At 36.3% G+C, this 12,937-nt stretch carries 13 protein-coding genes; 8 read left to right on the top strand and 5 right to left on the bottom strand.

Annotated features, from left to right (window positions below):
• Nucleotides 1–43: 43 nt before the first annotated feature.
• From rpmB to JM81_RS06295, 7 genes are all read left to right on the top strand, one after another.
• Nucleotides 44–283: a 50S ribosomal protein L28 gene (rpmB, locus tag JM81_RS06325; protein WP_079512565.1), complete on the top strand. Its 240-nt coding sequence runs from the start codon at nt 44–46 to the stop codon at nt 281–283.
• A gap of 20 nt (nt 284–303) precedes the next feature.
• Nucleotides 304–486, top strand: coding sequence for a 50S ribosomal protein L33 (rpmG, locus tag JM81_RS06320; RefSeq protein WP_058105695.1), 183 nt, complete (start codon nt 304–306; stop codon nt 484–486).
• 36 nt (nt 487–522) lie between these two features.
• On the top strand, nt 523–675 hold the full coding sequence (locus JM81_RS06315; RefSeq protein WP_089262813.1) for a DUF4295 domain-containing protein: 153 nt from the start codon (nt 523–525) through the stop codon (nt 673–675).
• An 88-nt stretch (nt 676–763) separates the two neighbouring features.
• On the top strand, nt 764–1,720 hold the full coding sequence (gene ftsY, locus JM81_RS06310) for a signal recognition particle-docking protein FtsY (RefSeq protein ID WP_089262815.1): 957 nt from the start codon (nt 764–766) through the stop codon (nt 1,718–1,720).
• 3 nt (nt 1,721–1,723) lie between these two features.
• Complete coding sequence (locus JM81_RS06305; RefSeq protein ID WP_144801475.1) at nt 1,724–2,593, top strand: DUF2911 domain-containing protein; 870 nt, start codon at nt 1,724–1,726, stop codon at nt 2,591–2,593.
• A gap of 16 nt (nt 2,594–2,609) precedes the next feature.
• Nucleotides 2,610–4,289, top strand: coding sequence for an amidase family protein (locus JM81_RS06300; protein WP_144801473.1), 1,680 nt, complete (start codon nt 2,610–2,612; stop codon nt 4,287–4,289).
• Between the two features lie 16 nt (nt 4,290–4,305).
• Entirely contained in the window at nt 4,306–5,151 is an 846-nt protein-coding gene (locus tag JM81_RS06295; RefSeq protein ID WP_144801471.1) for a metallophosphoesterase, read from the top strand.
• A 24-nt stretch (nt 5,152–5,175) separates the two neighbouring features.
• Here JM81_RS06295 and JM81_RS06290 read toward each other — a convergent pair whose 3' ends face one another.
• Both JM81_RS06290 and JM81_RS06285 read right to left on the bottom strand, forming a co-directional pair.
• The gene (locus JM81_RS06290) at nt 5,176–5,778 is read right to left on the bottom strand and encodes a nitroreductase family protein (RefSeq protein WP_144801469.1); all 603 of its coding nucleotides are present in this window, start codon (nt 5,776–5,778) and stop codon (nt 5,176–5,178) included.
• An 82-nt stretch (nt 5,779–5,860) separates the two neighbouring features.
• Entirely contained in the window at nt 5,861–6,991 is a 1,131-nt protein-coding gene (locus tag JM81_RS06285) for a serine hydrolase domain-containing protein (protein WP_144801467.1), read from the bottom strand.
• 117 nt (nt 6,992–7,108) lie between these two features.
• On the opposite strand from JM81_RS06285, the gene rimO reads away from it, so the two are divergent.
• Nucleotides 7,109–8,410 carry a 30S ribosomal protein S12 methylthiotransferase RimO gene (gene rimO, locus JM81_RS06280; protein WP_144801465.1) on the top strand — a complete coding sequence of 434 codons (1,302 nt, stop codon included), beginning with the start codon at nt 7,109–7,111 and terminating at the stop codon, nt 8,408–8,410.
• Nucleotides 8,411–8,487: 77 nt separating this feature from the next.
• Here rimO and JM81_RS06275 read toward each other — a convergent pair whose 3' ends face one another.
• The 3 genes from JM81_RS06275 to JM81_RS06265 form a co-directional block, all read right to left on the bottom strand.
• The gene (locus tag JM81_RS06275) at nt 8,488–9,027 is read right to left on the bottom strand and encodes a hypothetical protein (protein ID WP_089262826.1); all 540 of its coding nucleotides are present in this window, start codon (nt 9,025–9,027) and stop codon (nt 8,488–8,490) included.
• A 182-nt stretch (nt 9,028–9,209) separates the two neighbouring features.
• Complete coding sequence (locus tag JM81_RS06270; protein WP_186435541.1) at nt 9,210–10,370, bottom strand: DUF3999 family protein; 1,161 nt, start codon at nt 10,368–10,370, stop codon at nt 9,210–9,212.
• 55 nt (nt 10,371–10,425) lie between these two features.
• The gene (locus JM81_RS06265; RefSeq protein ID WP_144801461.1) at nt 10,426–12,789 is read right to left on the bottom strand and encodes a DUF2339 domain-containing protein; all 2,364 of its coding nucleotides are present in this window, start codon (nt 12,787–12,789) and stop codon (nt 10,426–10,428) included.
• Nucleotides 12,790–12,937 lie beyond the last annotated feature (148 nt).

Raw genomic sequence — 12,937 nt, 5'->3', positions numbered from 1 at the left:
ATGATATAAATTTGCACCCTGTTTAAAAGAAAAAGTCAGCACGATGTCAAAAGTATGTGAAATTACGGGGAAGAAGGCGATGTTTGGGAACAACGTATCGTTTTCAATCAATAAGACCAGAAGAAGATTTGATGTAAATCTTTCAAAGAAGCGTTTTTACATTCCTGAGGAAGACCGTTGGATTACGCTTAAAGTTTCAACAAGAGCTTTAAAAAGTATCAATAAAAAAGGCATTTCTGCTGTGTTAAAAGAGGCAAAAGCAAAAGGATTAGTTATAAAATAATCTGGAAAATATAGCGTACGATGGCAAAGAAAGGCAATAGAATACAAGTAATATTAGAGTGCACTGAGCACAAGGAATCTGGACAACCTGGAACTTCTAGATATATTACCACAAAAAATAAGAAGAACACTCCTGAGAGATTGGAAATTAAAAAATTCAATCCTATTCTTAAGAGAATGACCGTTCATAAAGAAATTAAATAGATTTTCGTTTTTACGAAGACCATAAAAATATAAGTCATGGCTAAGAAAACCGTAGCAAGTTTACAGACAAGTTCTAAAAGATTGACAAAAGCAATAAAAATGGTTAAGTCACCAAAATCCGGTGCTTATGTTTTTGTTGAGCAAGTAATGGCACCAGAATTGGTGGATGCTTGGATTGCCAAGAAATAAGATTAATAACTTTTTGTAGTTATTGTAAGCCTCTTTCCTACGAAAGGGGCTTTTTAATTTTTATATTTGAATAACTATAGTTGAAACGATGAGCTTATTTAAAAAGATATTTTCTACACAGAAGAAAGAGACCTTGGATAAAGGTTTGGAGAAAACCAAGACCAATTTTTTCTCTAAATTGGGGAAAGCGGTTGCAGGAAAGTCCAAAGTAGATGATGATGTTCTGGATAATCTTGAAGAAGTGTTGGTGACCTCGGATGTGGGGGTAGATACCACCTTAAAAATAATTACAAGAATAGAAGCAAGGGTTGCCCGTGATAAATATGTGGGTACTGAAGAACTTAATGGTATTCTACGTGAGGAAATTGCCGGACTATTATCGGAGACCGATCAGAATGAAAATGTAGGTCTAAGTGTTCCTGAAGGAAAGAAACCATATGTAATTATGGTTGTTGGTGTCAATGGTGTAGGTAAGACCACTACAATTGGTAAATTGGCTTATCAATATAAAAAACAAGGATTAAAGGTGGTCTTAGGTGCTGCTGATACGTTCAGGGCAGCTGCCATAGACCAGTTGCAGGTATGGGCGGATCGTGTAGATGTACCCATAGTCAAGCAGCAAATGGGCAGTGACCCCGCTTCCGTTGCTTTTGATACCTTAAGTTCCGCCGTAACCCAAAATGCGGATGTGGTCATTATAGACACCGCTGGCCGTTTGCACAACAAAGTCAATTTAATGAACGAGTTGACCAAGGTAAAACGTGTAATGCAAAAGGTTGTGGAAAATACTCCACATGAGGTGCTTTTGGTGTTAGATGGTTCAACCGGTCAAAATGCCTTTGAACAAGCCAAACAATTTACAAAAGCTACCGAAGTTACCGCTTTGGCCATTACAAAATTGGATGGTACAGCCAAAGGTGGCGTGGTCATAGGTATATCCGATCAGTTCAAGATTCCTGTAAAATTTATTGGGGTTGGAGAAGGTATTGAGGATTTACAGGTATTTAATAAATATGAATTTGTAGATTCTTTCTTTAAACTATAGCCATTGAAATTCACCTGGTTTGTATTGTTGCTCACTACGGTTAGCCTTTGTAAGGCACAAATAAACCATCCTAAAATAAGCCCTTTTTCTACACTAGTTCAAGAAGTGGGCTTTACCGAAATTAAAGTTGAATATTCAAGACCAGCGGCACGCGGTCGACATTTATTTGGAATTGCACCCAATGGCGAGTCTGGCTTGGTACCATTTGGTCGTATTTGGCGGGTTGGAGCAAATGCCTCTACAAAAATAACGTTCAATAAAGCAGTGTACATCAATAATACCAAACTTGAAAAAGGTACATATGCTCTATATGCTTTTCCCGAAACAGATAAATGGCAAATTGTCTTTCATAAGAATATAAACCATTGGGGAGATGGTAGAAATGCATATAATGAAAAAGAAGATGCGTTAAGGTTGCCCATAGTACCTGAAAAAACTATGGACTTTCAAGAGAGTTTCCAAATAGCATTTGATGCTATTGATCACAACGGTTTACAGATGACCTGGCATTGGGGGAATACAAAACTTGTTATACCTATAGCTGTTGATACCAAAAGGCATATGCAGGACCAGATAGATTTGGCCTTAAAGGAATTGCCCAATGCACAAACCTATTATGAAATTGCCAGGTATTACCAAGAGCAAGGTTTGGAAACTGAGTTGGCCTTGGAATATGTGGACAATGCTATTACGTTAGGTGGTGGGACCTATTTTTATTACCGTGTAAAATCATTGATTTTGGCGGATTTGGAACAGTACCAAGAGGCAATATCCTATGCAGAGGCATCTATGGAATTGGCACAACAATTAAATAAAGATGAGTTTGTACGGTTAAACAAGGCCAATATTAAGGATTGGGAGTCTAAAAAATAATCAACGATTTAATATTATGAAAAAAATTTTAGGGATAATAACGATCGTTTTGTTAAGCGCATGTAAGGAGAAGCAAAATTCTATGAAAGAAGAAATTGTGTTATGGTCGCCATATAATGATTCTGTTGAGGTTGCGGCAAATGCCGATCACGAAATTGAGCGTATGCAGTATAAGCTGATACAATCTAAAATTTTGGATAAGAATGAAGTGTTCGTGCCTTTATATAGTGAAGTGACCAAACTAAGTGAAGAAAGATACCATGCTTTGGCTCCAATGATTTTGGAACAGAACATATTTACGATAAGAGACCATATAGAAAAAGAAGCACTTACTTATGAAGAATTGGTCTTGTTCTTTTTGCACCGTATTTATAAATATGAATTGAACAATACAACCACATTAAACACGGTAATAGCTTTAAATGCTCAAATAGTAGATCAGGCACGGGAATTGGATGAAGATAGGAAAATGGGCAGGTCGCCCAAAATTAAGCATCCAATATATGGTATGCCAATATTGTTAAAGGATAATATTAATACTGCCGGTATGAAAACAACGGCAGGTTCCATAGCCTTGATGGATAACGAGGTAGGCGATGCATTTATCGTTTCCAATTTAAAAAAGAACGGGGCTTTGATTTTGGGAAAGGTCAATTTGAGTGAATGGGCATATTTTTTGTGCTCAGGTTGTCCGGTTGGCTATAGTGCCTATGGTGGTCAAACCTTAAACCCCTATGGCAGAAGAATTTTTGAAACCGGAGGTTCAAGTTCTGGGAGTGGAACATCAATTGCGGCAAATTATGCAGTTGCGGCAGTAGGTACGGAGACATCAGGGTCAATACTTTCTCCTAGTAGTCAAAACTCTATTGTAGGTTTAAAGCCAACCATTGGTTTGCTTAGTCGCACTGGTATTGTACCTATTTCAAGTACGTTGGATACACCTGGACCCATGACAAAAAATGTTGTGGACAATGCAATATTATTGTCTGCAATGCTGGGCCATGATGCACAAGATTCTGCATCGGTACAAAAAGATTTTCCGGGTATATTATCAGCGGGACTTCATCCTGAAAATTTAAGCGAAATGAGGCTTGGTGCTTTTGCAGAACTTATAAAGACTGATAGTATGTATAGAACTACTATAGAGAATTTAAAACGAGCAGGCGCACAAATTGTAGAATTTACCCCGCCGGATGTCAAAATGGATGGTTTCCTTAGTATCCTTAACATTGATATGAGGAACGATTTACCCAAATATTTAAAAAATCATAGTAGACCGGAAAAGGTAAAGGTAGGTTCCGTAGAAGATGTTATCCATTTTAATAATTTGGATACTAACGTAAGGGTACCATACGGCCAATCACTTTTTGAGGGTATTATTGCCGATACTACCTCAAAGGAAAAATTACAGGAAATAAAGGCCAATTTGGAAAAGAATGGTCGTTTGTTTTTTGATACCGCAATGGATAGCCAGAATTTGGATGCAATATTGTCCATTAATAATTACCATGCCGGCTATGCTGCCGTAGCAAAATATCCTGCACTAACGGTACCTATGGGATATAAACCTACAGGGGAGCCAATTAGCCTTACGTTTATTGGGAAACAGTTTTCTGAAGCACATTTACTTAGAATGGGAAAAGCTTTTGAAAATAATTTTAAAGTACGCTTAATGCCTAAAGGTTACGGGGAGTAAAACCAATAAGGATAGGATGGAGAGACGAAAGTTTTTAAAGAAAACCTTTAAATGGGGTGCTGGCTTAGGGATATTGGCAGGATTGTACAGTTGGCAGTTAGAACCCTTTTGGTTGGAATTTGTTCGTGTAAAGATGCCCGTCAAAAATTTACCCGAACATTTGATCGGTAAGACCTTAATGCAAATCAGTGATATTCATATTGGCAATAGTTTTGATTACCAATATATTATAGATTCCTTTAAGGAGGCCCAAAGCTTAAATCCAGACTTTGTTGTGTATACCGGAGATTATGTTAGCTATGAGGACGACAGCCAATTTATACAGTTAAAAGAAGTGTTGGCACATGCGGTAACGGGCAGTATGGGTACCGTAGCAGTTTTGGGAAATCATGATTATGGGATAAATTATGAGGAAGAGCGGGTTGCCGCTGATATTACGGGACAATTGATCAATGCCGGTGTTACGGTATTGCGTAATGAAGCTGTTCAAATGAGCGGATTGCATATAATAGGAATAGATGATATGTGGGGTATAAATTTTTATCCCGAAAAGGCCATGAAACAATTTCAAGAAGGTGCGCCCACTATTGTTTTATGTCATAATCCGGATGTTTGCGATTTGCCTGTATGGAACAATTATAAAGGTTGGATATTATCTGGTCATACACATGGGGGACAGGTAAAGCCTCCTTTTCTGCCGCCACCTATGCTACCGGTCGAGAATAGAAATTATACGGCAGGAGTCATAGATTTGGAAGATGGTAGATCACTCTATATCAATAGGGCCTTAGGTTGTTTGTTGCAGGTGCGTTTTAATGTACGACCAGAAATTACCTTGTTTACCTTAGCGCGCGAAGATTAGGTATATGTCGATTGTCCTTATCGATTATTTAATGGATTCCACTACTTTGTCTACCGCTAATCTTGATTTGCCATTAATACTTGGCTGATTTTTATCTGCATTATCTCTATAACCGATCGCAACCGCAAAAAGTACTTTATGGTCTTTCAATTTTAAAACTTTTTTGTATTTCAAAGGCTCTATACCTTCCATTGGGGTAGAATCTATTTTCATTGCGGCACAAGCGGCCAAAAAGAAGCCAAGGGAAAGGTAAACTTGGTGGGTAAGCCAGGTAATGGTAGTGTCCGCTGGTTGTTCCTTGATAAACTGTTTGTAATAATTTATTGAACCTTCAGCAAGATTGTCCTCAACGTGTTTTTCAAAACGTTCAAGATTATCCATTACGCTAAAAACAACTAGATGGCTTGCATTTTTAATTTTTGGGGCATTGAAGAAAGATGCTTCAGCTAATGAATTTTTGATTTCCTCATTGGATATAAACGAAAATAACCAAGGTTGGCTATTTATCGATGAAGGGCTAAGCTTAAGAATATGTTTTAATTCTTCTATCTGGGGTTCAGGTATTTTTTTACTTGCATCAAAAATCTTGGTAGTGTAGCGCTCCTCGGCCAAAGTTTTAAAATCCATCAATTTTTTTTTGCAAAAATACGCAATGTAGTCTTCTAATAGAGAAGGTATTTCATGATATCGGTAAAATACTAGCTGATGGTTAAGGAGTTGGTTGTTGTATAATATCCATAATATACCCCCAAATTTCGTTATCGAAACTAGAAGGTCCTAAAAGTTCTTCATCACTGGCACCTCCCATTCTAACGACTACCAAATCCATGCTGGGTACCATATATAATTTCTGGTCATTTTTTCCCAATGCGGCGTATAGGTCTGCTGGGGCGTTAGGAATTAAATTCCCCGTAAACGTATCTTCTGAATTGGGCAGTTTAAAACTTTCCTTGCCATTAAGCCAATACAAATATCCATACGCTAGATTAAGGTCCTGTGAGGTATTGGTCATTGCATTAAAATAGTCCATATCGTTCAAGATAGTGGTGCCGTCCCAATTGCCTTCTTGTAAGTTTAATATTCCATAGCGGGCCATGCTTCTTGCGGTACTAAAAAATACATTGTTATAACCGATCTTTATAAAGGTGCCTTGCATACCAATGGGTTCTTTTATTTTTTCAGAAAAGTACGTGTTAAAATCAGTATTAACGGCATTTGCAATTACATCGTCCAGTAAAGTATACGGAGCATTATGATAATACCAATTGGAATTTGGTTCATTGAGATATTGGAGACATTCTGGATCTGTACAAAAATTATTGTCTACGGTGTAGTCCAGACCAGTGGTCATGGTCAGCTGGTTTTTAATACTGATATTTTGTTCCTGCTCTGGGGTAAGGCTAGTCCATCCTTCTCCCAAATAAATGGAAGAAGCATCGGTTATGTTTAAGTATTCTTCTTCTTGGGCTATACCCGTAAGCATTGCGGTTAAATTTTTGCCAGCAGAGTTCCAGGCATGGTTATCGTCCATAGTAAAATCGCCAAAATATTCCTCCAAGACAATACGACCATTCTTTAGGATTATGAAAGCATCGGTATCATTTTCTTCCAAAAAGTTTAGTAATGTAGGTACATTCACCTCATTCCACCCTAATGCATTGAACGAAACGGTTTCCCATTCATTAGTGTGACTAATTGGAGGGAAATATGTACTTGTTGGTACTGAATCGATAACAATAGGAGGGTCAATGGTTTTATCGGTTTCTGTATTGGATTCCTTTGAGCAGGAAAAAAGGACTGATACTAAAGTAACTAGGTAGCAAAAATGGGGAAATTTCATGATCATTTTTAAGTTAGTACACTAATAATCAAGTAACCCGTTAAGATTACTGGTAAATTTGTCCATATCTAACGTTTTTAAAGACCCATATCGTATTTTTGCACCCCAATTAAAATTATGAGGACAAAAACCCTTAAGAAGAACAAAATCAATGTGGTAACCTTAGGTTGCTCAAAAAATGTTTACGACTCTGAAGTGCTTATGGGCCAATTGAAGGCCAATTATAAACAAGTGGTTCATGAAGAGGAAGGAAATATAGTTGTAATCAACACTTGTGGTTTTATAGCCAATGCAAAAGAAGAGAGTGTTAATACAATTTTAGAGTATGTTCAAAAGAAAGAAGAAGGTGTAGTGGACAAAGTATTTGTTACCGGCTGTTTGAGCGAACGTTATAAACCGGACCTGCAAAAAGAAATACCCAATGTGGACGAGTATTTTGGAACGAGTGAGCTACCAGGACTATTGAAGGCATTAGGGGCCGATTATAAACATGAACTTATAGGCGAGCGGTTGACAACCACCCCTAAAAACTATGCCTATTTAAAAATTGCCGAAGGTTGTGATAGGCCATGTTCATTTTGTGCAATACCATTAATGCGGGGTAAGCACAAAAGTAAACCAATAGAGGAGTTGGTTACAGAAGCGGAAAAATTATCTGCCAAAGGGGTAAAAGAATTGATTCTAATAGCTCAGGACCTTACATATTATGGCCTTGATCTTTACAAGAAGCGTAATTTGGCGACTTTGTTGGAAGCCTTGGTCAAGGTAGAGGGCATAGAATGGATAAGATTGCATTACGCATTTCCTTCAGGTTTTCCAATGGACGTTTTAGAGGTCATGAACCGTGAACCAAAAGTGTGTAATTATTTGGATATACCTTTGCAGCATATCTCTGACCGTATTCTTAAAAGTATGCGCCGTGGAACAACACAAGAGAAGACTACACGGCTGTTACAGGACTTTAGGGCGGCAGTACCGGAAATGACCATTAGAACAACCTTGATTGTTGGTTACCCAGGAGAAACCGAGGAAGATTTTGAGATTTTAAAGGATTGGGTAAAGGCTATGCGTTTTGAACGCTTAGGTTGCTTTACCTATAGTCATGAAGAAAATACACATGCATTTACGTTAGTAGATGATGTGCCGGAAGAAGTTAAGCAAGACCGGGCCAATAGCATAATGGAAATACAGTCCCAAATTTCATGGGAGCTCAACCAGAAAAAAGTAGGGGAGACCTTTCGTTGCATCATTGATCGTAAAGAAGGTAATTACTTTATAGGTAGAACAGAATTTGATTCACCGGATGTGGACAATGAAGTGCTGATAGATGCTGCCAAGCATTATGTAAAACAAGGGGAATTTGTAAATGTAAAAATTACAGAAGCGGCAGATTTTGACCTGTACGGAGAACCGGTATAATAACCATAAAACTGATAGATAATGTAAAACCCTAATGGTAGCCAAAACGCCCATTAGGGTTTTTTAATGTTAATTTTTTAAAAAGAAATATTGACAAAAGGTATGATAGGACTGGTGTAAACACTCTCATCGTCATCATACAGTACATTGTATTTAGCGCCTATGGTAATTTTATTGTTGATATTAAACCCCGCACCTACAAATAGCGCAGATTCCCAAAAGTCATCTTTTACCTCACCAGTAGGGGTTTCTCTAGTGTTGTTCACTTTTAATTGCGCAAATTCCAATAAAGTGGTGAATTTTCGGGTTGGTATGTATTCCGTAATTATGTTGGCGCCAAATGTGGTTGTTTTTTGAACATCCTTTATAGATGTATAACTACCTTGAATACCGGCACCTAAATTAAACTTATCGCTTATTGCGTAGCGTAAATTAGGTGATAGGGTAATATTGGTTCCTCCTAAAAAATTAAGGCCAAAACCACAGCCAAATTTTAGTTTAGGTTCAATAGTAGCGGCACTATCAATGACGCTAATATTCGTAGTTTGTGAAAAAGCTTGGTTACAAGTAATACATAAGACTGCAACCAACGTAATTCTTAGGATAGATTTTTTCATTTTCAAAATATGGTTATGTGTTATTTATTTTAGTGCGATAAATATATGATATTTTAAGCTTACCATAATCTAAATGCCATAACCTGCACCATCATCATGGACGGGGCAATCAGTAGTTTTGAGCAATAATAGATAAATAGTGCACTTGTAAGATGCACATTTAATCTAATGGGATAGTAAATCTATATTTTTTTGCGCATCATTTGCACCGTAAAGAATCCTAAGGCCATTATAATGATAGTTATAATCGCCCAAAGCCAAGCTTTATTTTTAAAAAGTGGTCCTGAGACAATTTGCCCCTTTTTTGCAATTTGCTGTTCATTACCTAAGGTAAGTACTGAAATATTTTGGGGAATATTGTTTTTTATGTTCGTTATATCATAAATGGGATAGCGGTCTGGTGATTTTCCGTAAACTAGGTAATATGATGCTGGTTTTGTAAATCTGGCCGTAAGTGTATGAATATAACCTTTAGTTACGACCTCTTTAATTTCAAGGGGTTGGTTATCATTGTTTGCAATGATCAGTCTAAATTTTTGGGTAAGGGTACTGGGAATATTAATGATATTAGCCTCCATGGAAGAAAGTGTTCTCTTGGCCAATGTCCTGTAATTATAATGAAAACCTTTATCCGTCTTGGTACTATCCACTAGGTATTGAATGGTTAGTGGTCTATAATAATCTACAGAATTGTCAATTGCCAGCTTTAAAAGGCTTACGGCATATTTATTCTTTAAATCAACATGTATTATAGTATTCTTATTTTCCTCTTGAATTTCTAACTTGTTTTCAGGGTAGGTGTGGTATTCCGGATCTTGTATGGCTCGTTTTAATATTGTGGCAGATTTTAATATGGGTTTTTCAGAGGTGTCTATAGTTATTCTATAATAGGGAAATTTTGAATTTTTAAATTTTAGATTGGTATAGGAATAATCGGTTTGTTCGTTTACTATGGATAGAATTCTGTAATCTCTTAAAATGTTGAACCATTCCTGTTGGTCTTGACTGCCTTCTAAGCTGACCGTCCAGTTGAAATTTATATTGGCAAAATTCAGCTGTATCTCATTAATGGTTTCCAATGCGTCCAGCTCATAGGTAAAATAATCTCCTTTCCGGTCATACACACTATTCAGAAGGTTGAAGGGTATGGTTGTATTAGACCTAATTTCTTTGGAAAGACTTAAAAAATACGGAACTTCAATAGTGTCGTTCTGCGTGATTCCATAAATGCGTATATCTGAGAGGTCAGGCTTTACCATTTGAAAACATTCATTTGGTAGGATAATTTTATGCCATTGATCAGATACTCCGTTCAGTGCTACTTTTTTGGAATACGTATTCATTTGCGCAAGGCAAAATGAAGAGATAAGGAAAAAAAGGAAAACGTAAACATTAGTACTAGGTTTCATCAGCTATGATATGTTTGTATTTATTATATAAAAATGAAATAATCAAAAGCAACACCCCTAAGGAAACAAAAACTATAGTTTTGGAAATGGTGTTCAATGATGAAATATCATAAAAGAATAACTTGATCAGCGTAAAGGAAAACAGGATAATGGCCCCAATACGAAGGTGTTTTTTCTTTTTCCAGATTCCCAGTGCAATGAGTAACAAAGCATATAGTCCCCATAAAATACTTAAACCTAATTTGTAGGATTGTTCAATATTGGATAAATCCAGCCAATTCAATAATTCACTACTGGCAATCCAAATTATGGACAAGTGCATGATAAGTTCAAAAGGTCTTTTAAAATTAATCTTTACATGCAATTGTTTGATCAAGGTGTAGATAGTATAGCTTAAAAAAGCAAAGAATGCAATGGCAATATATCGTAAGTAAATGTTATAGGTCCCAATATAATACGTGGTTTCTATATCCCTGGAAATAAAATTTTGTCTTAATTCACTTAACGTATAAAGGCCATTGGTCAAGAAAGCGATTATAACGAACAATGCAAAACATAGACTTGCAATACCGAAAATTCTATTTTTAAACTTATAGGCTGCCAATAAATTTAGAATACCAGTAAACATAACGGTATAAAGAAGCTTCCAAATACTACCTAAATCAGTAAGGTTATAATTATATTTTGGAAATTCCGAACCGTCCGTAGAACTCAATTTAAGACGGGAAGCTTCAAAGGCGTTGTCCCAGTAGTGTGCAATTTCTAGGTAAAAGGAAAAATAAAAAGTAGCAAGAAGCATTGCCGGTAAGGCAAATATCATTATTTGCATGGCCATAGATTTTTTTTGGATCGTATATCTATGTAAGATAAAGTTCATGAAGCCCAATGCTAGAATACATAAAATGGAGGTCAACATTGTACTGTTGAAGAATGGTGCTATATTGGTATCTCTGTTAGTGAAACTATAATTTAGGTAGGTCTCTGTCCAGTCCATTAATAGGCTGAACAGACATAATAATATTAGGATATAAGATAGATGTTCATAAAAGGCTATTTTTTTTGTTCTTCCAATATAAAAAAGAAGGGCTGCTTCAGACGCCCAAAGTAGGGTGACCCAATTACCATCTAACTGTACCGGTATGGCAATGGTAATGAATGTCAACACAAAACCGGATGTTAAATAAAACAAGTTTTGGTCGGCTAATTTTCTTTTGTAAATGTATATAGTAACAATAAAATGAACAACAGCATTGGTCAATGTAAAAAGGCCTAAAAAGGATTCCCCGTTTTCATTTTCGTTTATTAGAGAGATACCAAGACCGTAAAATAAAAATGAGTTCAAGATGATCATAACTATATCCGATATCTTAAACTGTTCCAATTTTAATATTTTAAAAGCTAAAAAAGTAATATAGAAAATCAAGAAAAATATGGCTAAAAAAGCAATGGCCATGGTAAACTCTGTAGACTCTCTTGAAAACATAGACCAGCCGCTATATATAAGCCATGTAAAGGCAAAAGAAACATAATACAATGCCTTCCAATATTTTTGAATGGCTATGACCAAAACACCCGTATTGATTATGGCCATATAAGTAAAGAGAACAGCTGCATTTCCAGAATTGTTGCTAAGAAGAAAAGGAACGGCATATGCACCCACTAAACCAATATGTGCTATTATCTGTTTGTTGTAATTCAAGGATGCCGCCACCCCAAACACCGTACATATCAACATTATTGCAAATGCTGTTATTTGATTGAATAATCCATAGAGATCATAGGCTGCAAAAGTAATAAAGTATACTATGGCCAATGCGCCACTTACTAAAACCGCACTGTAGTTCAAGTATTTAGCTTTTAATTTAAAACCAAAACCTAATAGCGCCAGCCCTAGCAAGTAACCTAAAATAATTCTGGTCAAAGGGCTAATGAGGTTATTTTCAATGGAATATTTAGCCCCTATGACCACCCCTATTATAGTAATTAAAATTCCAATTTTATTGATTAGGTTTTCCCCAATGAACTTTTCAATATTAGATTTTGTCTTGCGGGATTCAGTAATTTTTTTGCGCTGTATTTGTTGCGAAGTTTGAATTGCTGCTACTTGTGGTACTGTTTTAGTTTTTTTTATTGGCGGAACCTGGTTAGGGGAAATTGTTTCTGCATTTAATTTTTCCTTTGGTAATGGTATGTTGCTTACGGAAGGACTATTGTCTTTTTCAAATTGTTCCTTTTTAAGAATTTGGATATCCCGTCGTATTTCGTTGACCTGAAAATTAAAGTCTTGCTGTTTCTTTAATAATAGTTCCAGTTTTTGAAGTAACTCGTTAATTTGGTCTTGGTTGGCCTCCATGCGGTTTGGTTTTGATGCCTCTAGGATTGATTTCGTTAAAAATAACGTTTAAACCCGCAATTTGTTGGAAAGAGATAAGGGTAGGTCAAAAAATATCCATGAATTAAAGGAATAATTCATGGATATTCTTTAGTTGATGTCTTATTTA

The organism is Maribacter sp. MAR_2009_72 (assembly GCF_007827235.1).
Classification (GTDB): domain Bacteria; phylum Bacteroidota; class Bacteroidia; order Flavobacteriales; family Flavobacteriaceae; genus Maribacter; species Maribacter sedimenticola.
The sequence above is the reverse complement of the archived record's forward strand: the minus strand, read 5'-3'. Positions and strand labels throughout refer to the sequence as shown.